Consider the following 24224-nt stretch of genomic DNA (forward strand, 5'->3'; position numbering starts at 1 on the left):
CGTGGCCTGGGTCGGCGGGGTGGCGGCCGGGTGGTTGTGGGGTGGCATGGCTGGTTACCTCCGGGCCGGTCGGATGGTGGTGCGGATGTCGTCGGGTGGGTCGCCGAGGGTCGCGACGGCTTCGGACAGGCAGCGCCACAGCGCCCACGCCTCGCCCGGGGTCAGGTACATCCGTCGCCGGCCAGCGCCCACGGCGAGGTAGACGGGGTACGGGTCGGGCCGATCGGAGTCGACGCGTACCGACACCGCCGTCGTCGACCCGGAGTCGTCGGGGGTGCGGAGGCGGTAAAACCGACGTCCGTTGGTGTCACTCACTTCTGCTCACCCCCGTCGCCGTCCCGCTCCCGTTGCCGGTCGGGGTTGAGGAGGTTCAGGAGCGCGTCGGGCAGTAGCGGCCCCGAGGCCCGTTGCCGAGGCAGGGCCGGCCGGTTGGGTTCGGGGGCGGTCTCCCGGCCGACCTGGGCAAGGATGTCCGCCGCATCCGACGGCGCCGGGTACTCCCGGGCCATGGTCCGGATGTCGTCGTCGGAGATGTACGAGAAGCGGACCCGGACCGGGTCGGGGGTGCCGTCGAGGATGACGTACCCGACACCCTTCGCCCAGCGCGGCATCTGATCCGCGAGCGCGCCCCGGTTGCGGGCACCGTCGCCGAGGACCATGTCCACCTGTGTCGCTTCGGTCAGCCCGAGCGCGATCCGGGTGGGGAATAGGTCCCGGAACGGCAGTACTTCCTTGCGCGGGTCCTGCAACGCCGCGACGACCAGGACCCCGACCCCGGCGCCCTGCGAGAGCAGCAGCCCCAAGGAGCCGGCGATCCGCTTCCGCAGCTCCGCGTCCTGGAGGTAGGCGGTGAGTGCGGCCATCTCGTCGACCACGACCACGACCAGCGGGTCGGTGGTGGTGGGGGTGTGGACGCGGACGTTGCCGGCCAGGCGGGTTTGCCGTTCGCGCATCACGGTCACGGCTTCGTCGAGGAGGTCGGCCATGGCTTCGAAGGACTTGCAGGCGAACCGGGCGAACATCGGCCGGCCGAGGGCGAACTCCATCCCGCCTTTCGGGTCGATCACCCACAACCGGACCAGCCCGACCGAGACCCCCGCCGCCAGCGACCGGACCAGCGACCACAGCACGGAGCCTTTGCCGCGCCGGGTGGCGCCGCCGACCAGGACGTGAGTGGCCAGCAGATGCAGCCGCCACATCGACAGGTCCTCCCGCCGCGCCAACGGCAGGCCGGTGAAGTCCGGGACCGTCGGGACGGGGAACGGGGGAACGACGGTCCGCAGGGCGTCGGTGCGGACCAGGACCAGGTAGACCACGCTGGGCCGGTCCCGGAACCGCACCCGATCCACCAGGCGGAGCAGCCACGCCCACCGCCCGGTCCGGGTTGGCGGGTCGTCGGGATGCTCGGAGTAGACCCGGGCGTGCCGGCGACCGAACGCGTACGCCAGATTCGCCGTGACCTGTTGGAAGTCCTCCGGGGTCTGGCCCCGCACCATCCGCACCGTCAACACGTCCAGCGCCGGATCCGACTTCACGGCCAGGAGCCGGGGCAGGATCGTCTGGTGGTCGTACTTGGCCGCCAGGCCGCACAGGGTCATCGCCTCACGCCACACCCGCCGGTAGACGAACACCCGACGACACCAGCCCAACATCGGCCCCGCGCACCAGGTCCACCAGGAGGGTTCGTGCCGCCACCGCCACACCGCCGACACCGCCGCGACGGAGACCAGCAGCGTGACGATGCCGGCCCAGCCGTGGTCGACGTACACGGCGAGGAGCAGCGCGGTCGTGCCGGTGGCGACCGGGTGACGAAGGCACCACCAGGTTGCCCGCCAGGACCAGCGGGCGAGTAGGCCGAGGACCACCGCCCAGAGCGGGAGTTCGAACCGCTTCGGCCGGATCACCATCAGATCCCCGGCCGACGTCATCACGACCTCACCCCGAGGCCGCCGCCGGATCATCGGGCACCCCGCAGCGACACGAACCGACCCGCAGCATCCCGGACCGCCGGCAGCGGCAGCGGCAGCTGGTTGACACACAGCGGGCACTGACCGTCTTCCCGGTCGGTCGGGTCGAACCGGGACTGACACACACCACACCGCACCCGCGCACGGGCAGGCAGGCGCCTACGCTTGGACACGTCAAAGACCTCTCTCCACGAGCAGGGGGATTTGGCAAAGAGAGGGGCGGGGCTGACGTCCGCCAAGACCAGACAGCCCCGCCCATCCAGTACGGGTCAGGCCGCCGCCGTCGCGTCGCGGTTCACGCCTGCCGGGGCGCGCAGGCTGGTCGCCCGCAGCGAGTACGCCATCCGACCGTTGTTGGCCACGTACGGGGTGACGGTCATCCCGTCGAACTCGACCGCCTCGAACGGCGTACCGGTCGGCGGTACCGGCTGGTGATCGGCCGAGATCTTCACCGTCGTCTCCCGCGACCGCTTCCCCAGCTCGGGATCCAGGTCCATCACCCGCACCTGCCACACCCGCTGGCCCGTCACCTTGTCCTTCGCCGGGCTACGCCGGCCCGTCTTCTCGTCGTAGTCCTCCACCTCGCCCAGCGACTCGGGCACCAACGCGCACCCCGCCGGGAACACGTCCTCACACCGGACCGCGAACCGGGTCCCACCACGTAGAGCCATCGCTCAAGACCTCCAGGAGGTTGTTTGCCAGGCTGCCAACTTGGCTGCCAAGTTGAGACTTGAAGGTACGGGGACTTGGCAGACAAGTCAACAACCTTGCAAAGACTGTCCGCTTCGAGGCAAATTTCACTTTCGGTACGGCCGGCGTGTCAGGTATGTCTATACCTCTGGGAGGTCGAGCGCGTCAGAGAGGATCTAGCGGTTAGGGTTTGGCTTCACTGATGCCGCGAAGATCTCACAAAGCTGCACGAGAGGTGACTCCCGTTGACGCACTGGACTGACGAGGCTCTTTCCGATGAGGCTGATGACCAACTTGATCGCCGACGATTTGCTAACCGAGTTGCAGACTTGATCAAGCAAGCCGCAAGTAACGATGAAAGCTCAGTGTTCGGCCTGGTTGGGCCATGGGGAAGCGGCAAGAGCACATTGATCAACTTTGTTGAGCATCGCCTTCGCGACCCCTGGAAAGTAGTCCACTTCACCCCATGGGCTGCGTCGAGCATCGAAGGCCTCCTAGCCGAGTTTTTTGCTGTCATCGCCTCGGCGCTTCCGGCGCAAGGGGAGGCTCGGGCGAAGGTGTTGTCCTACGCAAAACTTGTCGTGCCAGCGCTTGGGGCGATCCCTCTCTTCGGGCAGGCAGCCAAGGACACTGGCGATGCGGTTATCAATCGCATGGATCAACAAAAGCCCTGGAGCGAACAGTTTCAAGAGGCATCGGAGCAGTTGAAAGAGCTGCGGACGCCTGTGCTTGTCGTAACCGATGACATCGATCGACTGGAGGCCGGCGAACTCGCGACCCTCCTGAAGGCGATCCGTTTGCTTGGTCGATTCCCGGGAGTGCATTACTTACTTGCTTACGACCAAGAGACACTGGTAGACGTCTTGAAGGGCACTGGCGTAGCCGGCAGTAGCGATCAGCGAGCTTTGGCGTACCTCGAGAAAATTGTTCAGTATCCCCTCGCCCTACCTCCAGCCCGCCGCATACACCTTGATCGAATGCTGAATCTTGGCTTGAGCGAGGTATTGAGAGACACGGGGCACCGCATGGAGCGCGAAGCGGAGTATCGGTTCGCACAAGCGCATGAAGACCTACTGGCCCGGACCATGATCACCGTACGATCGATCCAACGATTCCTCGCCCAGGCGCGTTCGTATCTCCCATTGCTGGAACCGGGCGAAGTTGATGTCGTCGACCTGCTGATTCTCACGTATTTCCGAATGCACTTCCCTACACTGTACGCGTCTTTGCCTTCGTGGCGACACGAACTGACGAGCCGCCATCATTCATATCAATCATCAAGTTCGGATAGTCAAGCGATAAACTGGACAGAGCGAATTCAGTCGACGGGCGTATCTCCACAACTAGTAATGCCCGTTCAAACGGTTCTTGAGGAACTATTTCCCGCAGTAAGATTGGGTTCAGGGTCTGGCGGTACGCGTCGAGTTCACCACTCCGACTATTTCGGCCGTTACTTCGCCCTTGGTATTTCGGACGATGACATAGCCGACGCTACCGTGATGCGCGCGCTAGAACAGGCCGCAGCAGGCGTCGCAGATTCCGACCTAGCGCTATTTGAATCCACGGTCAGTGGCGTCGATCCGGAGCTCGGACGCCTGGCCCTCCGCAAGGCAATCGGTTTCCTTGATAACATTGATGACTCAAGCATCTGGCCGCTCGTCAGATATTTTACTAGGCTCGGGGCGACCTTGCCGGAGCGCCATGCCGCCCTCATCAGTGTGAGCGACATTGCGATAACGCTTCTCGCTAGCCTATTGATGCGCCTTTCGCGCGTCCCCGATCCCGGTGAGATCAATACTCTAATTGTCGAACAGGGCGGCGAAGTCCTTACTCAGGCAGTCCGACGTGCTTTGAAGAGTTCCTCTGGTCGCGATAAAAGCGATCCAGTTCAGGCATTTGCCTTGCACTTCGCGAAGCATGCCCGTGTTCGGATAATTGGTAATCTTGCCGCCAAGGACCAGGCAGGCAATGACCCCATCATGACACTAGTGCAGATCATTGCGCTTGCAGGAACAACTCATTCATTAACCGAAGAAATAGTCGCCGGTCTCGGTGATGGCCGTTGGAAGATCGACGACGTGGCAGCTCGCTTCGTTTCAGTGGGATGGATCATAGGCTTGCCGGAGAAACCAGAACTGATGGGATTTGACGCTCCCAGTCTCCTGGCAGTTCTACCCACAACGCGGTCTTACCTGTCTGAGCTGCCAACGCAAGACGGTAGTGAGGCCATCGATAAACATGATATCTCATGGTCCAATCGGCGCCGATTCGCTCGCCGACAGCTGGACGAAATCACCTTCGGTGCCGCCGAGGAACTTCCGCATGGGGAAAGTAGCGACTCAGGCCAGGGAATTCATGAGTAGCGTTGATCAGTCCTGACCTAGCAACCGGACATAGATCAGGAATTTGGCAGGACCGACGCTGAGAGCAGCGAACGGAGGGCGTACGCGCGGGCTTCGACGATCCGCATGCGGGCGGTGTGTTCGGCGGGTTCGCGGTGGGCGAGTTGGCCGGTCATCTGGCCGGGCCATTTGCGGTAGAGCAGGCCGGGTTCGGCGATGAAGTAGCCGTCGGTGATGACGTCGGCGGCGATCAGCAGGCCGGTGTCTTCGGAGGCGGGGAGGGCCATCCAGCCGCCCAGGGCGAGGAGCAGGTCCCGGCGCATGCACAGGGTTGCCGGGTGGACGGGTGCGCGGTAGTCGTTGGCCTTCCAGAAGGCGAGGACCGAACCGCGGCCGATCGGCCCGTCGGGCGGGTCCTTGTCCCAGCCCTGGGTGGTGCCGTCGGGGAGCAGGTCCAACACCTTCGACGTGGTCCAGCCGATGTGCGGATTCTCGGTGAGTGCGGCGATGTCCCGGGCGAGCGCGCCGGGGGTGAGTTGGTCGTCGGCGTCGAGGACCTTGACGAACTCACCTTCGGCCCGTGCGAGGGCGAGGGTACGGGCGACACCCGGGCCGCCTGGTCGACCGGTACCGGCCATGATCCGGGGATCGTCCGGGAGTTGGTCGACCAGGAGGCCGTCTTGCCCGTCCTCCTGGACGAGCCATTGCCAGTCCCACCCGTCCGGCATCTGCTGCCCGGCCAGGGAGGCGTAGGCGTCGGCGAGGTAGCCGACGCTGGGCCAGTGGACCGGGGTGATGACGGAGACGAGACGGGTCAAGCGTTCCACCGCTTCAGCTTGGTCGTGAAGCAGAGTTCTGTCCGGTCGCCCGGGAAAACGATGTCCGCGACCTCGACCACCCGGCCGATGATGTCGTACGAGGTCTTCCGCACGTCCAACACGGCAACGCCGGCTTCGATGTCGAGGAGTTCCGCCTCGTCTGGCAGCGGCGGCCGGGCGCGGACGACCTCTTCGATCCGGTCCAGCTCGACCCCCACGGTGTGAAGCTGGTGCTGTGTGCCGCCGGGCCAGGGTTCGTAGTCGGCCGACAGGAGCTGTTTGTTGGCCTTCACCAGGTCATACGGCAGGTAGGAGTACGACGCCGACAACGGCGCGGTTTCGTGTCGGGAACTGGTCCAGTACACCCGCCGCAGCAGCGGTGTACCGACCGGCAGTCCGAACGCCGCCGCCATCTCCTTATCCGCCTCGACCTGCGAGTACTCGGCGTGGAACTTGAGATCATCAACGGTCAGGCCGGTGTCGTGCTCGGTACCGCCGGTCCGGCGCCGCTCGGCGTCGTCGAGTAGGACCCGGTCCTTCTCCCACTGGTACCGCTGCGTGTTGCGTCGGCGGATCCGCTGCCTAGGCGCCCGTACGTAGGTGCCCCGGCCCTGCTCGGCCCGGACCAGGCCCCATTCGCGTAGCTGACGGATGGCGTTGCGGACGCTGGTGCGGGACATCTGCGAGGTCTCGGCCAGCTCTGTTTCGCTGGGCATCGCCGAGCCCTGGGGCAGTTCCCCGCTCACGATGCGTTCGCGTAGTTCTTCCGCTAGTCGGAGGTAGCGCGGACGCCAGTCCCGGGAAGTCACGCCGCTTACGCTACCGCCCAGACGTTTAGACGTCTGCCGGGCGGTCGACCTAACAACCCGGTCAGCCACCCGTCCGCCCACCACTTACCTGCTCGTCGCCGTACTGGTCACGGACCGGGTCCGGCAGGCGGATCAACTCCCGGATCAGCCGTATCGTCTGCTCCGACGTGAGCATCACTCGTTCCGAGGAGCCGAACCGAGTCACCTGGATCCGCAGCACCGGTTCATCCGCCGCGCCGCGATCCGCGATCAGGTAGACACTGATCCACCCGGTTCCCTCCCGGCCGATCGTTGTGACCCGGCTCCGGTGCGTTGAGTCGTTCGGCCGGCACCCCACACACCACGGCGGACACTCATCCGGCTGACTGACCCGCCGCGCATTGCGCTCCGCGTCCTGGCCGTGCCCTGGGTCAGGCGTCGTCACCGTCGACCCCCTCCGGTGGTGGGGCGAACCCGGCCCGGTTCAGCAGCTCGTCGAGGTGTCGGGCCAGCCGCCACACGTCGACCAGGCGCAGCTTGGCCCCGCCCGAGCCCTGCCAACGGCCAGCCGCATGCAGGCCGACCATCGGCAGCCCGGCGTGCGGGGCGAACAGAAATACCGCGACACTGCCACCGACGCGCCGGTCCCCGAGGAGCTGCACCGGCCCTTTGTGATGACGCAACGCGTGTGCCATCTGCGGAGGGACCACGAACTCACACCGCTGCGGCACGCACCACAACGGATGCGCCACCTCCGACGGCCGCCGTCGACGTTCGCCCGTCACTTCGGCCCCCGCCCACCACGGCCCCGGAACGCCTGAGCCCGGGTCAGCAACGGGCCGTCACGCCATACCGGAACCTCACGCGTCGCCGCCGTCGCCCAGGACGGCAGCACCGCCGGACCTACATGGGCACGCGCTCGAACCGCCGGCGCAGGCGTTCGGGTACGCCGCCGACGGCCGGGCCACCGGAAGACGAGTCTGACGAGTATGCGGGCACGGACCATCACAACCTCCTCGCAGAGCGATGGAGGGCCGGTGACCGGCCGCGCCGGAGGAAAAGGCCGGCCACCGGCCCGAGGAAGGGCACGACGCACCGCCCGATCAAGCGGTGTCGGGTATCGCCGTACCCCGGCTCAGGCACACGGGGGACACGTCCAAGCCACTGCCCGACGCGTCAGAACTCTCGGTACGTGCGGCTGGGCAGGCGGGATGCCAACCCCTTGTCACGACCCGTTTACCCAGCCGCACAAGCAGAACGTACCTACGACTAGGCAACTTGTCTAGACGTCTATGACGAGCATGGATGGCAGACGAGAACACGGCAGACAGGTACCGTGAGCCCGTGCCAGCCCCGCACAGACAACCCCGATACCGCGCCATCGCCGACGAACTCCGACGCCGCATCACCGCAGGCGCGATCCCACCCGGCGCCCTGATCCCCTCAGAGAGCTCCCTAACCACAGAGTTCCGCGTCGCCCGAGGAACCATCCGCGAAGCCATCAACGTGCTCCGCGCCGAAGGCCTGGTCATGACCGAACACGGCCGAGGCACCTACGCCCGCCCCAACCTCCCCGTACGCCGACTCGGCCCCGAGCGCTATCTGAGCCGACGCGAGCAGGACGGAGACGAGGCCACCGGAGCGCGAAGCGTTGGGAAACCAGCGGTTGAGCAGGTCAACGCCGAGTATCACGAGGTAGCAGCCACGCCCGAACTCGCCGCAATGTTCGAGGTCGAGCCCGGCACCATCCTGCTCGAACGCCGTCTACTGGCCAGCGCCTACGGCGTGCCACAACAACTGACTACCGCGTACTACCTGCTCGACATGGTCGCCGGGACACCCGCAGCCGATCCCAACCGCGAACCATGGCCAGGCGGACACGTCGCGCAACTCCAGTCGCTCGGCATCCTTGTAACCAAGGTCCGAGAAGTTGTACGGGCGCGCATGCCCACGCCCGAAGAGGTCAAGACGCTCCGGCTGCCACTAGGCGTGCCTGTTCTCGACGTGAATCGCCGAACATTCACCCGAACGCAAATAGTCGAAGTCGCCAGCCGCATAGTGCTACCCGCAGACCGCGCCGAGTTGCAGTACGATATCCCGGCCTCGCACGTCGACCCGACGTGAGTGTCTTCTGTAACGGTTGCAGCCCCGCCGACGGCGCGACATACGAAGAAGCCCCGGGCTGCCATGAGTGATGGTAGACGCCGGGCTTCGATGCTGATGGCGACGAACGGGGTGTGCCTCCGGCGGGGTGCTCAGGCACTCCAGGATGGTTGTCGCCATCCCGACAACCTCCGTCCGCGCAGAGCCGACCAAGTGGGAGCCAACCCAGTCAAGGCCGTTCAGGCAGTGGGGGGTCCACCTTGCCCGGGTAGGCCACCACCCATTCCACGGTGTGCGGACGAAGGCCGACAGGATGGCTAGGGGGCGAGCGGCCGACGGTCTTGCGGGTAGGTGGGCTGCTTAGCGGCGAATCGCCCTATGTGGTTAGCGAACCTGGTCCACTGGTCCCGGCAGCTTGAGTACGTACGATGTGGAGCATGAGCGAGCAGCCGAGACCGATCGCGACCAATGCCGTAGCGAAGATGTCGTCAGCTCGTTTGAGCTTGGCGGACCTCGAACTCGTTGCGAAGTCCATCAGGGAGTTGCGACGAGTAGAAATATCCTGGTCCAGTCGTGAAATGTACACGGTGACGGCTTCGAATTTTTCCGCGCAAAGCCCTTCGATTAAGGTCGTCCGCACCTTCGAGGTGAACTCGGTTGCGGGTTTTGCGGCACAGGCGCCACGAGGAAAGATCTACATCATGGAGGCTCGCTTCGAATCGCCGGACGGCACGGCGTTCCTGACATTGGGTAAGGATCGCGACCTTAGTCGCGACCTGCTGCTAAGGTTCGAGGGTGTCGAAGGAGCCGTGCCCTCTTGGTTCGACGTAATTGTCAGAGAGATTGTCTCCGCGAAGATGCTAAACGCCGCCCAGCGCGAGTTCTACCTGCTGTGCCTGACCTGGGCGCCTGTACTCTTGCCTCCTATCGCGGTGCCATGGGCGGTCGCAACCGGGCGTCTTCCAGGCCCGGAGGCATCGACGCTTCTCGCACTGTTAATGGGCGCTGTCTGGATCGCGTACGTGGCTTTCGCTTCGACGATTACGGGGTTCATCCGCGCCAGCAGTTTGCGAGTTAGGCCACTTTTCGCTGCTGTCTCACGGCGACGGCCGGTTACCGTCCCCTCGCCTTCCCAACTTGTCCCGTCTCGCCTGAAAGATTTTAGAGCGGAAGTGATGGTTGCGTTCAAAAGCGGTTGGCTGGCATTCAGGCAGAGTGATCATCAATTCAATGCCGTCTTGATTGCTTTGATGGCATTGGTCGTTTCGTTGGCGACCTTGATCGTTGAAATTTCTAAGTAGGCCGACTGGAAACGGGTAAGTTCCGCCGGTACGGGTGCGAGGAACTTTGCCGAACAACTCTGTATTGGATCAAGGCGCCACGCGCAGCGTTGCGCGGGGGCGGTGAACCGTCCGGCGGCAAGCCGCCCCGACCGCTTCGCGGCCGGGGCGGAAGGCCACCGACTGCCGCCGGACAACCGCCCCCGTGCCGCGTTTGATCAGCCTACGGTTTAACTAAACTCATGCACACCTCGACCAACAGCCAGAGTCAATCGCGGCGTTACGGAAGCCGTTCGGGGCTGACCGCCGTCGCGCTCGGGGGCTTCCGGCTGCCGCGCCAGTCCACACCCCGGACTGGCTTGCCACCGGCCGCCGGGGTTATCCTCGCCCCAGCTCGTCCAGGCGTACCCGAGGGCCGCGTCGCATATCTGCTTGCCCATCCTGAGGGCCGGGAGTCTTTCAGGCATCGTTAGGGGCATGGCCAAGGCTCGCTCGTTGACCCGGGTTACCTTAAGGAGTCAATTTCCTCGATGCCGCGACACTGATTGAGGCAGCGGTCACAATTGACTGCGTCACCTATTTGGAACGACGCGCCCAGCACTTCTTTCAGGTTGCTTGTGTCCACGGGAATCGATGTAATTCGAGCATCGGGATTTGCGGGTTTCCTTACGACGGAAACCTCATGTAGATCAGCCTTTATGATGATTCTAATCGGCGCGACTTTGTATGTCTTTTGCGGACTATGCTCGTCACATTCTGAGCCGCCACAGACGGGACAGTAGCCCGAGCTTCCAACCCCGCCTTGCACCTCGTATAGCAGGTTGGATCGATGATCACATTCGCTAATGTCGTCGCCGCAGATCGAGCAGACAGTCTGCCGTGCCGTAAACCCGATCGACATTCCGACCCGTTTGTGGGCGATGGCCACCGGGCAGCGCTGATAGTAAACGCCATCTTCGAAGGCTAGCCGACAACCGAAGGTTTCCCTAACCCATCGGCCGTATTGGTCGAGTTCCTCATGGGCCAGTTCCTCGAAAGTAGTATCCTCCGAGTTCCAAAAAGCGCTAGCAGCGGTGCTCAGGAGTTGGCGAGCGATCTGCTCGGCCTCTCTGTCGCCAATGTTATTGAGGAGAAAGCTCTTGCCGAAGAGTTGCTTCGCTCGACGCCGGATGGTAGTTATGCGCTCTGCTCGATCTTGCTCGTGCCACTCTTCCAGAGCACGGGAGTCGTTATTCTCCAAGGTCATGGTTGTCGTCCGAGTTAGTGGTCTGCTGTCGCCACGGGTTGAGCTGTTCCAAGGCGGAGGAAATCTCTGAGCCGGGGCCTTCGATCTCGAACTGGGAATCCTGGCTGCCGTCTGGATGTACTCGAGCCAGGATCTTGATCTTGAAGGTCGTCTTCTCCTTCTTGCTGAAGACTGCCTTGAGAACGCCCCAGGCGGCTGAACTCGCTACACCTACGATCAATGGAATCACGATCAGTTCGACGACTGCTGAACGCTCGCCATACCAACCGCGTGCCTCTCTGTTAAGCGACCAGGAGGCATCTACCCCTTGAGCCCTCAGCTCTTTAAGTAATTCAATCGACTGCTCCGCGTAGATCCCAACAGTGCCGTCCATGCGGATCGGAAAAAAGACAAGTTCAGAACGAAAGGCGTCATGATTGGGGTAAGGCAACTTCTCGTCCATCGTCAGCGGGTGCTCCATGGCCCCAATCTTATCGGCGTACGCTAGTCGGACATTTACGAGCGTACGTCCGCGAAACGGGCGTCTTCTGTTCGTAAATGGTGATCTTCTAGGAGGACCCTCTCGCTGCCGTGAACGAGCGCAGGGGTACTGACCCCCGCGCGACCCCAACGACGCGCAAGAAGCGCAAGATCAGCACGCCAACTCGACCGGCGTACGCCAGGCCAGGGCGTACGACCGCGACCGAGAGGGAGCCCTCTTAATCCGCGGGTTCGGGGTTCGAGTCCCTGGCGGCGCACCACTGAGATAGGCCCTGACCTGGGGTTCACCCTGGGTCAGGGCCTTTTCATATTCACGTTTCGGTTCTGGGTGCTCGACGGGTGCTCGGGAGCCGTTGGACCGCAAGGCGCCGGGCACGGACAGGTGCGGTGCCGGTGGACGCCGTCGCCTCCGGATGCGCCGGCTCCCGTCCTGGGCGGAGCCTGTCTGATCTTGATGTCGCTGTACCGGCTCAAGGTCGTGCTGGCTGGGACATCGGCTTGCCCGGGCGGGCGTTGCGGTTGGCGCCGTGCTGCTGTCGCTGGCGAGGCCGAGTATGAGGGGCGTTCGATTGCCGTTCTCGCGCGGGGACGTTTGTTGCCCGGCAATCCTCCGTGCAGGATGTTTGGCCATGAGCATGATCACCAACTACCTGCGGTTGCGTCCACACGAGCTTGCCGAGCTTCGCCGCCTCCTCGATGGGGACCCGGATGACGCAGCCGAGTACGCGGCTGACCTGCGCATGGGTGATCTTGATGAGGAGGTGTCGTCGCGAGGGATGGACACCGACAAGGCATGGGCCGGCTTGCAGTATCTGTTGGCGAAGTTGAGCCCGCCGGTGGACGTCATCAGTGGAGGCGAGCCGATGACCGATGACAGGTGGGGCTACGACTCACCTCGTCTGCTTTCCACGGACGCTGTGGCTGATGCGGCCCTGTTCCTTGAAGCCACTTCTTTTGCGTCGCTCGCCGAGCACTACGATCCGACCGAGATGATTTCCGCCAAGGTCTATCCGGTCATCTGGGATCAGGACTGGGCGCTGTCGTATCTGGAGGACTACTACAGCGGGCTCGTGGCACTGTTCCGCGTAGCCGCAGCCGATCGGGAGCCGATCCTGGTCTGGATGGGCTGATGCCGCGGTCACCATCGCAGGTCGCACGAGTTGGGAAACTGCCCGCGTGGCTGGCCGTGAACCACCGCAGGCGGCGCACCACTGAGATAGGCCCTGACCTGGGGTTCCCCCTGAGTCCGGGCCTTCTTCGTTGTTCCCGGGGTGCTCGGCGCGTGCTCGGAAGTCGTTGGACGGATACCGCGTCCGTGGGATTGTCCGCTGAGGTTGTGGACAGGCTCGGCGAGTGGCTGTCTGCATCCCTGGCGGTCAATCCTGATCGCTGGCAACTGCTCGCGACTGGTGGACGAGCCGGGCTGCGGTCTCGAACGCCGCCGTCCAGGGGAAGACTTTCTGTCGGTCGTTGCCGCTGCCGGGTGGGTGGGGCTCCCACCCGTCGTCTTCGCCGAGCAGGATGCGTACGTGTTCGTGGCGGAGGTCTGCCACGGCGCGTTGGAAGGGTGCGCGGGTGGCCAGGGCGGCGTTGACGAACGGGACGATGACTGCTGGTACCTGGCGTCCGATCAGTTCGGCGACTGAGGTCATGGCGTAGTTGTCGGCGATGCCGAGGGCGATCTTGTTGATGGAGTTGTAGGTCGCGGGGGCGATGACGAGGGCGTCGGGGGCGGGAAGCGTGCGGCGGCCTCCTGGAGACGTCTGGTAGGTAAATCTGATCGGGTGTCCGGTCATCGTCTCGATCGTTTCGGTGTTGATGAAGTCGATGGCGCTGGGGGTGGCGGTGACCGCCGCCGTCCAGGATCTCTGCTTGGCTGTAGCGATCAGTTGCGTCACGTCGGTGGCGGGGCCGGCTCCGCAGACGACAATTTGAAGGTGGCCGGCGGTCATACCGGGATCCCGATGCGGTGGGCGAACTCGATGACCTCGGTGCGGACGTGGCCCCGGCTGAGGGCCGCGAGGTCGCCGGCGATCCGCTGAACCGCTGGCCGGCATCGGAGTTCTTCGGGCGCCACGTCGTACGCGATGCGCAAGACGTTGAGGCCGTGTTCGTAGCGTCCCCATTGCGTGTAGGCGCGTGCCACGTCGACGAACAGCGAGGCTTTGCGTTCGGCGAGGTGGATCTTGTCCAGTGGCACCTGACGGGCGAGGGCGATCGCGGTTCCGGCGTCGCCGAGGGCCAGGGCGATGTTGACCTGGTGGAGCTGAACGTTCGTGGCGCCGAAGCCGGTCCACCTGTCGTTGCCGTCGTAGCCGAGCCGCGCGGCGGCACGGGTGGCCTCGTCGATCATGGCTTGCGCGCTGTCCCGGTCGTCGCTGCGTGCGGCGGCGATCGCACCGCGGAGCAGGAGGGCGCCGTAGACGGCCACCTGGTCGGTGGACCTGAGGTGGGTGTCCCGTTCGAGGGTGCCGGCCGCGTTCTCGGCCAGGTTCCTTGCCTGCCTGGTGTGGCCGTTGCTCATGAGGGCGTGGGTCATGATCCGCGCGCTGGTGGCGATTGCCACCGGGTCCTGGCTGGCCGCGCCGGCGTGGGCGCTTCTCTCGGCCGCGACCAGGGCCATGCCCCGGTCACCGACCTTGAGTAGCACGCTGCCGACGACGTGGTACAGGTCGCTGGTCAGGGCGTCGATCCGGGTCCGCTGGTCGCCCTCGGCTTCCGCCCGGGTCGGTGCCAGAGCGGGTAGCAGGGTCGCGAGACGACCGAGAACCTGCTCGTACCGGCACGCCTGATAGGCGGCCTTCGCGGTGGCCACGTCGCGAGCGAAGTCTCGAAGTGGCAGGGCAACCGGCTCGGCGGGCCCAACTGTCGGCGCTGAGACCAGCGCGTCGAGTAGCGGCGTGACGCCGGGCAGGGCAGCCATGCCGCCGACCGTCGCACCTTGTAGGAACTGTCTACGCTGCACGTCACCGTCCGACTCGACACCGTCGTTGTCCCTGCCAGTATCGGCGTCCAAAGCGGCCGGCGGTCTGGTGGTAGCGGCAAGTGCACCACTGGTGCCCTGTCCCCGTAGGGCCTCGAAGCGTTCCAGAACGTCGGGGGCGGCCCGGGCGAGCACCGTGTCGAGCGCGGCCTGCATGTCGGCACGTAGTTGGATGTTCTCGCCCTGGCTGCTCCACTTGGCCACCGTGCGTCGGGCCGCGCCCAGGTGTTCGGCGAAGCCGGTGACGCTCATTCGTAACGCTCTCCGCAGGGCGTTTGCGTCCTGGCCGGTCCAGTTGGTCACTGTGGCCATCGGATGTCCTCTCGATGGGACAGGTCAGCGTGCCGATCGTAGCGTCACATGGCGTGCCGGCGGGTGCACCGCGAGTGCACCGCGGGGACATTCCCCATCGTCACGCTCCCCGGCCATTCTGAACCGGCCAGTCGCCTTCTCGTGACGAATAGGCGCTGCCGCCACCCCTCACGGATTCCATCAGGGAGCGCAGGAATGAAGCACGTAGCCATTCGAGGCCAGAAGCTTTTGACGCGTCGGCCGATGGGGTCCCCAGAGACTCGCACGCGTGTGCCCGTGACTCCCCGTCTGCGTACTGCCACCAGGGCTGCGCGGGCGGGTGACTGGCGGTCTGCTCCCAGCCGCCGCCCGGCGGCGGTGGGCTCGCCTTTCCCCAGGCGAGCCCACCGCTTGCCGGCGCCTACCTGTTTCGGGAGGCGGCCATGACGGTGTACGTCTCGCGCAACGCGACGACGGGCGAACCGTGGCGTCCGGAGCCGCCGAAACCCGCTGGTCCGCTCGAGTTGGAGCGGATAACCGAGCCGCCGCTGCTCACCCACGTGTGGCGTCAGCATTTCGAACGGCAGGCCCGGCAGGAGATGCGCCGATGACCGAAGCCCACCCAGACGCCGTACCCGCGCGCCGCCACACCTCGAAGCAGGGAGAACAACCGCAGAGAGAGCACCTCCCGCTGCGTCCGCTCTGGCTGTGCCGGACCTGCGGTCAGCCCTGGCCCTGCGGGCGGGCGAAGCTGGATCTCCTGGCCGAATACGAGGGCAGCCGGGTCGGCCTGTGCCTCTACCTGGCCACCCTGCTCTGCGGCGCCATCGATGATCTGCACAGACTCAACCCGAGCGCTACGGGAAGCACCGCCGGTCTGTTCGACAGGTTCCTTGGCTGGCCACGCGCACCCCACCCACCAGTACCCGACGACCACAACGACCAGGTACAGGCCGGGGAGGCAGGATCATGAGCGGCATCGGTGTCATCACCGCCGACGGGCGGGCAGCCATAGCCCGCACCTTCCACACCCTGGTACTGCAGCCCACCAGCTTCTGCAACCTGGACTGCACCTATTGCTACCTGCCCGACCGACAATCCCGAAGGCTCATGACGGTCCCGGTCGCCGCAGAGTCCGCCCGATCCGTCAAGGAACAGGCAAGCCCCTATCCGGTAAGCGTGGTGTGGCACGGAGGCGAGCCCACCACAACACCTCTCGACACCTTCCGGGAACTGCTCGCCCCGTTCGAGAAACTGAGGCAGGCCGGACAGGTACGCCACGAAATCCAGACCAACGCCACCCTCATCAACCAGCGGTGGTGTGACCTGTTCACTGCCTACGAGTTCGAGATCGGGGTCAGCATCGACGGCCCCGGCGCCCTGAACCGCAACAGACTCGACCGGGCCGGAAAATCGACAACGGCCCGGACCATCCGAGGGATACAGGCGCTCGCCGAAGCAGGATTGCCGTATTCGGTGATCTGCGTCGTCACCCCGGAAACCATCGACCAAGCCGACGACCTCATCGACTTTTTCACCAACCTACCCGGGTGCCGCTCCGTGGGCTTCAACATCGAGGAACAGGAAGGCGCCGGGCGGACACCGGTGTCGGAGGAGGCCGCGTACCGGTTCTGGCACCAACTCGTCCAGCGCCGGATCGACGGCAGCCCGCTACCCATCCGCGATCTGGACCGCCTGGCCGACTACCTCACCGCCACCCGCGCCGGGCTCGTCGACGACGCCCCGTACGAACCGATCCCCACCATCTCCTGGGACGGGCACGTGGTCCTCCTGTCACCAGAACTCCTCGGAATCAAGGACCCGCAGTACGGAGACTTCGTCGCAGGCAACGTTCTCCATGAACCGATCGGCGACATCCTGGCCCGGGCCGGCAACCTGCGGTACGTCACCGAGTTCATCGCGGGACTCAACGAATGCGCGGACCATTGCACGTTCTACGACTTCTGCCGGGGTGCCCAGGCCGGCAACCGCTACTTCGAGCACCACACCTTCACCGCCCGGGAGACCAACTACTGCCGCACCACCCGGCAGGCCCTTGTCCGCGCCACCGCAAACCACCTCGCCAGCTAGGAGGACCACCGTGACCAACGCCCTCGCGAGCCTCGTGGACGCCACGCCGGAGCACCTCGCACGTTTCGGCGTCGAGCCGCTCCGGACGATAGCGTCGATCGACGCGGCCAAGTTCGACAACCGACCCACCTGGAGCAACAAGGGCGGGTTCGACAGCCGCCCCGGCTGGGACAACTGGAACAAGAAGAAATGACCTGCTGACCCAGGGAGTATGCAAACGATCGCGGGGTGGCGCCGCCACCCCGCGCCCCTAACCAGACTGAGGATTCATGCGGACAACCACCATCGGTGATGTAAAGGTCCTGCTCCCGGACCTCGACCCGGAAGATCTTGACAACGTCACCGACCCAGCGAGCGACCTCACCGAGGCCAGCATCGAGGGCGTCTCCTGGCGAAGCGTCCAACTGGAAGACATCAGCATCCGTAGCAGCCGGATCGCCGGCGCGGACCTCAGCGAAAGTACCTGGGAAGCCGGAGCCATCTGGGGCAGCGAAATCACCCGCACCGACCTCTCCGGCTCGACCCTGTCCGGAATCACCATCGAACGCTGCGCGTTCACCGGCTCGCGGTTCACCGGTACCCGGCTGACCGACGTACGCCTCAAAGACGTCCTCTTCGACGGCTGCCGCTTCGACTACGCCACCTTCCAACGCGTCGTCGCCGCTGGAGCCACGGCCTTCACCGACTGCACGCTCGCCAACGGCACGTGGTCCTCCTGCCGACTACCCAAAATCGTCATCAGGTCCTGCCAGTTGACCGACCTTGAACTCGATTCCTGCCAGCTTCAGGGCGCTGACCTCCGGGGCAACCGCCTGCACGATCTGAAGACGGCACTCGTCAACCTGCACGGGGTCACCCTCGGCCAAGAACAACTCCCCGAGCTCACCCAGCTGGTCATCGCGGAGCTACGCGTTGACGTGCGGGCCGACTGAACGCGGGGGCCGAGGTGCCCGATACTCGGCGACAACTGGCACCGCGCCCGGCCTGACGAACGCGTCGCCGCTCTCACCGCCGGCCGGGGCCGCCCTTCCGGGGAGTTAGCCGGCCGACTCGTTGTGCTTGCGGACGAGTTCGGGCAGTTCGGCCAGTGAGTCGAGTTGGAGCAGGCAGCGGTCGGTGACCGCGTGGTCGTCGAGGATGTACCCCCACGGGCCGCGACGGACCAGGGCGGTTGCGATCCCCGCCTCCTGCGCTGGCCGGATGTCGTTGTCCAGCCGGTCGCCGACGTAGAGCACCTGGCCTGCCGGGCAGCCGGCCTCGGCGATGACTCGTTCGAAGAACGCCGTGGACGGCTTCTCCACACCCCAGTCGTCCGATGTGCCGATTACCTCGACCGGCAGGTCCAGGGCGCGCAGGATTGTCTCCGCCCGCGCGGTCTGGTTGCCGGCCAGGCCGACGCGTAGCCCTGCCTCGCGCAGTGCGGTCAAGCACGGCCGGGCATCCGGGTACAGGTCCTCCTCGGTGAACGACTCCGGCTGTCCCGCGGCGGCCCGGCGCTCCCGTTCCACGGTCAGGTCGAACCCCGGCTGGAACACCTGGAACGTCTCCCGGTAGTCGAGGCCGCGAGCGATCACCGACCCGAAGACGGCCGAGAAGGTGTGGCGCGGTACGCCGAGCCAGTCCGCCCAGGTCCCGTACTCCCGGGACTCGTCGACGATCGTCTCGCCCACATTGAAGAACACGCTCGCGATCACCCCTTGATTGTGCCCCGGGCACGCAGAATGATCTACGGGGGTCTGTGTGTCCAGAGCCGCCTGGGCGCAAACGGGCGGGCTTGGCTCGCCAGCGACGACCGCGAGCACAGGCGGGCGGAGCTTCGCGGAAAGGCAGGCGCACTTGCGCTCTCCGGACAGTGGGCACCGCCGTCGAACCACGATGTACCCGCCCGGACGGACCAGTCCGTGTCTGCGCGATCGACTCTGCAGGTCGGGCCTGTGAGCTGAATCGCAGCAGCTGAATGGCCTTGACAAGGGCGGCAAGCCGAGAGGTACTGGATGAACGTTCCCCGTGCGGCGGTTCTGCGCCGGGCCATATAGGTCGATGCGTGGGTGCTCCGACGGAGCGCTTGCTTTCGTTCTGGGCCCGCGTGATCGGGTCGGTCGACCGGGTGCCGAGCGAGCTACAGGAGGGGCAAGATGAAGGATCTCTTCCCGGCGGGTTAGCCGAGGCTCTACCCGGCCGCCGCAGTGCCGAGCGGCCGTAGGAGCGCCCTGTCACGGGTTGTGGACGTGCGTACCGGTGCCAACGCCATCCGCCCTGTCTATCGCTGTCCACCTTCGTCTGCGCGACCGCGCTGCTCGCGGTCGTGCCGACTGCAGCTGCCCTGATTCGCCTCATGCCGGCCGGTGCGCCGGTCTACGCGTTCGTTGACATCTCCACAGTGATAGCTCCTTTGGCCGCGTCCGCGCGGCCCGCCCCGCCGGGCGTAACCCGGCAGGGCGCCGGCTACCCGCCGCGCGGCTCCACTCGGCCGCGCGGCGGGTACGGCCGGCGACCACACGAGGCGCCGTGACTGTCGGCGCCGTCCAGACTTCGACCAAGGAGTTGTGTTGTTCTCCCGTTGCTTCACCTCGCCGCCTCGTCCACGGACCGATGGCGGTGACAGATCCCGGCTTGACCTCGGTTCGGGCGTCCGTGTTGACGTCCGGGTTGGGGTCAGTCTTCAACCGGACCCCCGAACTGACCCCCGACTATCGCTCACACCGCAGGTCACGGCGTCTGTCAGCACCTGCTGCTTGTCCTGCGAGAGACCCTGCATGGCCTCGGGTCTCTCCCCCGGCACCCCGCCTCATGAGGATCGACGAGGAGGTGAAATTTGGTGGATGACCCCGTCCTTCGCGTGCAGTCCCAGCTCACCGACCGCGACCGGATACTGCTGAACTGGTTGTACGACCACGGGGTGCTGACCTCGTTCCAGATCGCCCACGCACTGTTCCCGTCATTGGACTTCTGCCAACGCCGGCTGCGCACGCTGCATCGGCTACGGCTCGTGGGCCGGTTCCGGCCCCAGCGCGCCGACGGCGGCTCGTACCCGTACCACTACGTCATCGACCAGCTCGGCGCCGAAGTCGTCGCCGCAGCCCGCGACGAGCGGCCCCCACGCCGCGATCACGCCCGTGCCGAACGGCGACGTTGGACCTCCAGCCGCGCCCTGGCGCACCGGCTCGGGATCAACAGCTTCTTCACCGACCTGGCCGGCCACGCCCGTACCCACCCTGAGGCGGAACTGCGCCGGTGGTTGCCGGAGTCGGCATCCGGCCGAGCCGGAGCCTTCACAAGACCGGACGATCCGGGGCTGGTGCGCGCCTACCAACCCCGGGTACGGCCGGATGGTACGGCCTGTGGGTCGAGGACGGCACCGAGGTGCCGATTTTCGTCGAGTACGACTCGGGCGGCGAGCAGCTGTCGGTCCTGCTCGGCAAACTGGCCGGGTACCAGGAACTGTTCGCCACCATCGGACGGGCGTGGCCGGTGCTGTTCTGGCTGCACTCCGCGGCCCGGGAACGCAACCTGCGGCGCATGCTCGCCGAGGCACCATCCCTGCTGCCGATCGCCACCGGCGCCCGCGATCACGCCGCCTCAGCGAGGCTCTCTCCGGCTGACGCCGTCTGGGCCATCGCGCACGGCGACAGCGAGAGGTACCGGCTGGTTGACCTCGCCGCGTACGTCGTCGACCTGCGACACGAATCGCCGCAGGCGGCATGAACAGTGCCATCCGATCACCAAGAGGCGGCCCATACCTCGCCGGCTCCGCTGACAGCAAGAGCGGGGATCTGTCACCCGTCTGTCACGGCGAGAGCTGCCAGCGCGGACAGTCCCCTGACAGATCCGGATCCCTTCCGACAGCACCCTTCCCGAGGTATCGTCCCGCGTCTTCGCCCGGGCGCTACCCACGCCTATGCGCGATCGTCCCATGATTACCAGTTTGAGAGGTACGGACATGATCTTCGTCCCCATGCAGGCCAGTTTGGCGGCCGTCGGTGCCGGCGCCGCTGCGGTCCGGACGGAGGAGGTGCTTTGCCACGACTACGCCGCAGAACGATGCGGACGGTCCCCGGCGGACGGACCGGGCTGAGGGAGCCGTCCAGATTCTGATCATGCTCGCGATCGGCGGGGCCGCCGGTGCGGCGAGCTTCACTCACGTCCACAATGTTGCCGCAGCACACGGTCAACCGGGATGGCTCGCCTGGGCGGACGCGATCGTCCTGGAACTGATGTCCATCGCAGCCGGACTCGAGTTGCGGCGCCGCAAACGCGCTCGTGTCTCGACCAGGTTCCCGGCGGTCGTACTGGGGTGTGCGGTCACACTGTCGCTTGCCGCGCAGGTAGTCGAGGCTGAGCCCTCGCCGATTGGCTGGATCGCCGCGGCTGTGCCGGCGCTCGGCTTCCTCGTCATGGTCAAGGTCGCCCTTGGCTACGCCGGCACAGCGACTCGGACCGACGCAACCCCGTCCTGGAAACACGAGCCGGACCGGACCGCAGGCGTTGAACCGTCCGTCGGACCGATCAACCACGCCCGGTCCGCCGGACCGGTGGGGGAGCGGTCCACCGCTCGGACCGTCCGTCCGCCCGGCGCCAGCCATCGACGGGACGGACGGACCCGCCGCCGCAACACAACGCATCGCGAGTGGTCCACGCACCGCTCACCGGACGCGGACGGACTGCTGCCCGCAGCACGACACGTCCGGGACCGGCTCGCCGCGGACGGGGAGCCGCTCACCCGGGCGGCGCTCGCCGATGCTCTCCGGTCCGCCGGGCACAGCGTCTCCAACACCCGGGTATCCGATCTCCTCAAGACCCTCAAAGCCGAATCGTCCCTGCCATCGACTGCGTCCAAGCGCGGCCGGGCCTTACCGGCCGCGACGCCGCTGAAACCCGATCAGCGGTCGCCAGGCATCAGCCCACTCAACCGTGCGACCGGCACCACCGACCTACCCGAAACGGACGACAGATATCGATCTGGCGAATCCGAACCATCCCATAACGATCAGGAGCATCTCGATCATGAGCACCCACCTAAACCCAACTGAGCAGTCCTACCGCGGCACGGCAGACACCACGCCTACCACGCACACTGCCGACCCCGCGTCCGCCGCAGTCGAGGTGTGGACCGCCGAACGCCTCCGTGCCCTGGGCGTAACCACCACCCTCGCCACCGCCGCCTCCGTACTCGGGGTCAGCCGCTCCCAGGCGTACCGGCTCGCCGCCACCGACACCTTCCCCACGCCACTGATCCGGGCCGGCACCCGCATCATCGTCCCAGTCGCCGGCCTGCTCCAGCTTCTGCTGCTCGAAAGCCCCGCCCCGGCCGCCGACGACCGGCGACTTGATCCCGTCGGCGAGACGAGCGTGGATGCAACGACCAGGCCACCAGCGGACTATGCCCACCACCGCTGGCGGCACCGCGTCGAGCACCAAGGAGACGATGCGTGAAGGGTTCCACCTTCAAACGTTGCGGCTGCCGCGACACCACCTCGGGCCGGCGACTGGGGCGTTCCTGTCCCCAGCTCCACCGGCCCGGCGGTGGCTGGTCCCGCAGCCACGGCCAGTGGCACTGGCAGATCGAAGTTCCCGCTCGCGCTGACGGGAGTCGCCGGCCGCTGCGGCATGGCCCGTATCCGTCTCAGTCAGATGCCGACGCGGTTCTGGACCGCATCCGCGCCGCGCTCGCCGTCCCCGACCCCACCGACCCACACGCCACGGTCAAGACCGGCGACCTCATCGAAACCGCCGCCAAGACCGGCGCACCCATACCCACGCCGGATCAGATCCGCCGGGCGCTGCACCTGGACATCACCCCGACCGAACTGCCGACCCTGGGGGAGTACCTGACCGACTGGCTTGCCGGGCGTAAGAACATCAAGCAGGGCACCCTGCGCTCGTACGAAGGCCACGTCCGGCTGTACCTGATTCCGTACCTTGGCCACCTGCGCATCGACCGGCTCCGCCCCGGACACATCGACGCGATGTACGACGCCATCGACGAACGCAACGCCACCATCGGCACTCTGCGCGCCAGCCGCGACCAAGCTAAGCGGGACCAGGTCAAGCGCCAGCGCATCGTCGGCCCGGCAACCCAGCACCGCATCCACGCCACACTGCGCAAAGCCCTCAACGACGCGATGCGCCGCCACCGGCTCATCGACACCAACCCCGCCGTCATGGTCGAACTACCCCCGGCCCGGCCACCGAAGCCGACCATCTGGACCGACCAGCGCGTCAAGACCTGGCGCGACACCGGCAAGATCCCCAGCCCTGTCATGATCTGGACCCCCGAACAGACCGGACGATTCCTCGACCACACCCACGACGCCGGCGACAGGCTCTACGCCCTCTACCACCTCGTCACCTTCACCGGCCTCCGCCGAGGCGAAGCCTGCGGCCTGCACTGGGACAACGTCGACCTCGACGCCGCCACCCTCACCGTACGGTGGCAACTCGTCCAACACGGCTGGGTCACTGCGATCGACACTCCCAAGACCACCGACAGCGAGGCAGCCGTCGCTCTCGACGCCGAAACCATGGCCGTCCTGCGCGCCCACCGTGCCCGGCAACACCGCGAACGACTCGCGGCCGGTGCCGCCTGGATCAAGACCGGCCTGGTGTTCACCAACCCGACCGGCGGTCAGCTACACCCCGCCGACGTCACCGACCACTTCCACCACCTCGCCACCCAAGCCGGCCTACCACCCATCCGCCTTCATGACCTTCGCCACGGCGCCGCCACCATGGGCCTCGCCGCCGGCGTCCAAATGAAAGTCATCTCCAACCGGCTCCGCCACTCCAGCCCTCACTTCACCGCAAAGTTCTACGGGGACGTACTGCCGGAGCTCTCTCACGCCGCTGCCGAAGCAACCGCGTCGGTCGTTCCGCGTCAACGTGGCGTGACATGGCCTACGTAGCCGACGCTGCCTCCGGGAGCCAGCTGGAGGGGCTCCGGACCGAACAGGCTGCCTGCGACGTTCGTGCACGGCCTCCCAGACAACACCGTCGGCCGCAACTGCCCTGGGAACTGTGTGTTACTCAGGGGCAGGCGGGTCGAGCCTCTACCGGAACCAGCAGTCACAGCGCAAGTAACCAACAGGGGCGCCGGACGACCAGCGACCTGATTGCCGCCCAACCATCCGCGCGCGCCTGCAGTGGTC

23 protein-coding genes and 1 pseudogene are annotated in these 24224 nt (G+C 65.9%); 13 read left to right on the plus strand and 11 right to left on the minus strand.

The features are described 5' to 3' along the window. Window positions 1-54: 54 nt before the first annotated feature. The 3 genes from V1633_RS05645 to V1633_RS05655 all read right to left on the minus strand — a co-directional run bounded on the left by V1633_RS05645 (window position 55) and on the right by V1633_RS05655 (window position 2638). On the minus strand, window positions 55-315 hold the full coding sequence (locus V1633_RS05645) for a hypothetical protein (RefSeq protein WP_331213080.1): 261 nt from the start codon (window positions 313-315) through the stop codon (window positions 55-57). Then, window positions 312-1928, minus strand: coding sequence for an FtsK/SpoIIIE domain-containing protein (locus V1633_RS05650; protein ID WP_331213148.1), 1617 nt, complete (start codon window positions 1926-1928; stop codon window positions 312-314). The genes V1633_RS05645 and V1633_RS05650 overlap by 4 nt, the downstream gene beginning before the upstream one ends. A 308-nt stretch (window positions 1929-2236) precedes the next feature. Continuing rightward, window positions 2237-2638, minus strand: coding sequence for a transcriptional regulator (locus tag V1633_RS05655; protein WP_331213081.1), 402 nt, complete (start codon window positions 2636-2638; stop codon window positions 2237-2239). A gap of 264 nt (window positions 2639-2902) precedes the next feature. Between V1633_RS05655 and V1633_RS05660 the strand changes: the two genes are divergently transcribed. Then, window positions 2903-5020: a KAP family P-loop NTPase fold protein gene (locus V1633_RS05660; protein WP_331213082.1), complete on the plus strand. Its 2118-nt coding sequence runs from the start codon at window positions 2903-2905 to the stop codon at window positions 5018-5020. A 35-nt stretch (window positions 5021-5055) separates the two neighbouring features. Here V1633_RS05660 and V1633_RS05665 read toward each other — a convergent pair whose 3' ends face one another. The 3 genes from V1633_RS05665 to V1633_RS05675 all read right to left on the minus strand — a co-directional run bounded on the left by V1633_RS05665 (window position 5056) and on the right by V1633_RS05675 (window position 7267). After that, complete coding sequence (locus V1633_RS05665) at window positions 5056-5826, minus strand: glycosyltransferase family 2 protein (RefSeq protein ID WP_331213083.1); 771 nt, start codon at window positions 5824-5826, stop codon at window positions 5056-5058. Beyond that, a complete protein-coding gene (locus V1633_RS05670; RefSeq protein ID WP_331213084.1) occupies window positions 5814-6626 on the minus strand; it encodes a GntR family transcriptional regulator in 813 nt (270 codons plus the stop codon). The genes V1633_RS05665 and V1633_RS05670 overlap by 13 nt, the downstream gene beginning before the upstream one ends. 410 nt (window positions 6627-7036) lie before the next feature. Then, entirely contained in the window at window positions 7037-7267 is a 231-nt protein-coding gene (locus V1633_RS05675; protein ID WP_331213085.1) for a hypothetical protein, read from the minus strand. A gap of 643 nt (window positions 7268-7910) precedes the next feature. On the opposite strand from V1633_RS05675, the gene V1633_RS05680 reads away from it, so the two are divergent. Beyond that, window positions 7911-8729, plus strand: coding sequence for a GntR family transcriptional regulator (locus V1633_RS05680; RefSeq protein WP_331213086.1), 819 nt, complete (start codon window positions 7911-7913; stop codon window positions 8727-8729). A gap of 416 nt (window positions 8730-9145) precedes the next feature. Then, a complete protein-coding gene (locus tag V1633_RS05685) occupies window positions 9146-10009 on the plus strand; it encodes a hypothetical protein (RefSeq protein ID WP_331213087.1) in 864 nt (287 codons plus the stop codon). A 484-nt stretch (window positions 10010-10493) separates the two neighbouring features. Here V1633_RS05685 and V1633_RS05690 read toward each other — a convergent pair whose 3' ends face one another. Both V1633_RS05690 and V1633_RS05695 read right to left on the minus strand, forming a co-directional pair. Further along, the gene (locus tag V1633_RS05690; protein ID WP_331213088.1) at window positions 10494-11234 is read right to left on the minus strand and encodes an HK97 family phage prohead protease; all 741 of its coding nucleotides are present in this window, start codon (window positions 11232-11234) and stop codon (window positions 10494-10496) included. Then, the gene (locus tag V1633_RS05695) at window positions 11218-11694 is read right to left on the minus strand and encodes a hypothetical protein (RefSeq protein ID WP_331213089.1); all 477 of its coding nucleotides are present in this window, start codon (window positions 11692-11694) and stop codon (window positions 11218-11220) included. Before V1633_RS05695 ends, V1633_RS05690 begins: the two co-directional genes overlap by 17 nt. A gap of 649 nt (window positions 11695-12343) precedes the next feature. Between V1633_RS05695 and V1633_RS05700 the strand changes: the two genes are divergently transcribed. Beyond that, a complete protein-coding gene (locus V1633_RS05700) occupies window positions 12344-12844 on the plus strand; it encodes a YfbM family protein (protein WP_331213090.1) in 501 nt (166 codons plus the stop codon). Between the two features lie 246 nt (window positions 12845-13090). Here V1633_RS05700 and V1633_RS05705 read toward each other — a convergent pair whose 3' ends face one another. Together V1633_RS05705 and V1633_RS05710 are read right to left on the minus strand one after the other, a co-directional pair. Beyond that, window positions 13091-13666: a flavoprotein gene (locus tag V1633_RS05705; protein WP_331213091.1), complete on the minus strand. Its 576-nt coding sequence runs from the start codon at window positions 13664-13666 to the stop codon at window positions 13091-13093. Beyond that, window positions 13663-15009: a hypothetical protein gene (locus V1633_RS05710; protein ID WP_331213092.1), complete on the minus strand. Its 1347-nt coding sequence runs from the start codon at window positions 15007-15009 to the stop codon at window positions 13663-13665. Before V1633_RS05710 ends, V1633_RS05705 begins: the two co-directional genes overlap by 4 nt. 422 nt (window positions 15010-15431) lie before the next feature. Between V1633_RS05710 and amcA (V1633_RS05715) the strand changes: the two genes are divergently transcribed. From amcA (V1633_RS05715) to V1633_RS05735, 5 genes are all read left to right on the plus strand, one after another. Continuing rightward, window positions 15432-15599: a multiple cyclophane-containing RiPP AmcA gene (amcA, locus tag V1633_RS05715; protein ID WP_331213093.1), complete on the plus strand. Its 168-nt coding sequence runs from the start codon at window positions 15432-15434 to the stop codon at window positions 15597-15599. Then, window positions 15596-15961: a hypothetical protein gene (locus tag V1633_RS05720; RefSeq protein WP_407951964.1), complete on the plus strand. Its 366-nt coding sequence runs from the start codon at window positions 15596-15598 to the stop codon at window positions 15959-15961. Before amcA (V1633_RS05715) ends, V1633_RS05720 begins: the two co-directional genes overlap by 4 nt. Then, window positions 15958-17079, plus strand: coding sequence for a cyclophane-forming radical SAM peptide maturase AmcB (gene amcB / locus V1633_RS05725; protein ID WP_331213094.1), 1122 nt, complete (start codon window positions 15958-15960; stop codon window positions 17077-17079). Before V1633_RS05720 ends, amcB begins: the two co-directional genes overlap by 4 nt. A gap of 10 nt (window positions 17080-17089) precedes the next feature. Further along, entirely contained in the window at window positions 17090-17272 is a 183-nt protein-coding gene (amcA, locus tag V1633_RS05730; RefSeq protein WP_331213095.1) for a multiple cyclophane-containing RiPP AmcA, read from the plus strand. A gap of 76 nt (window positions 17273-17348) precedes the next feature. Continuing rightward, the gene (locus V1633_RS05735; RefSeq protein WP_331213096.1) at window positions 17349-18011 is read left to right on the plus strand and encodes a pentapeptide repeat-containing protein; all 663 of its coding nucleotides are present in this window, start codon (window positions 17349-17351) and stop codon (window positions 18009-18011) included. A gap of 105 nt (window positions 18012-18116) precedes the next feature. On the opposite strand, the gene V1633_RS05740 is transcribed toward V1633_RS05735, so the two are convergent. Continuing rightward, on the minus strand, window positions 18117-18773 hold the full coding sequence (locus V1633_RS05740) for an HAD family hydrolase (RefSeq protein WP_331213097.1): 657 nt from the start codon (window positions 18771-18773) through the stop codon (window positions 18117-18119). A gap of 1124 nt (window positions 18774-19897) precedes the next feature. Between V1633_RS05740 and V1633_RS05745 the strand changes: the two are divergent. From V1633_RS05745 to V1633_RS05760, 4 genes and pseudogenes are all read left to right on the plus strand, one after another. Continuing rightward, window positions 19898-20784, plus strand: a pseudogene (locus V1633_RS05745) (replication-relaxation family protein). A 392-nt stretch (window positions 20785-21176) separates the two neighbouring features. Then, on the plus strand, window positions 21177-22109 hold the full coding sequence (locus tag V1633_RS05750; protein WP_331213098.1) for a DUF2637 domain-containing protein: 933 nt from the start codon (window positions 21177-21179) through the stop codon (window positions 22107-22109). After that, window positions 22084-22512: a helix-turn-helix transcriptional regulator gene (locus tag V1633_RS05755; protein WP_331213099.1), complete on the plus strand. Its 429-nt coding sequence runs from the start codon at window positions 22084-22086 to the stop codon at window positions 22510-22512. Before V1633_RS05750 ends, V1633_RS05755 begins: the two co-directional genes overlap by 26 nt. Next, window positions 22509-23981, plus strand: a complete 1473-nt coding sequence (locus V1633_RS05760) for a tyrosine-type recombinase/integrase (RefSeq protein WP_331213100.1) — start codon at window positions 22509-22511, stop codon at window positions 23979-23981. The genes V1633_RS05755 and V1633_RS05760 overlap by 4 nt, the downstream gene beginning before the upstream one ends. Window positions 23982-24224 lie beyond the last annotated feature (243 nt).

Origin of the sequence: Plantactinospora sonchi, from assembly GCF_036422035.1 — a bacterium.
Taxonomy (GTDB): domain Bacteria; phylum Actinomycetota; class Actinomycetes; order Mycobacteriales; family Micromonosporaceae; genus Plantactinospora; species Plantactinospora sonchi.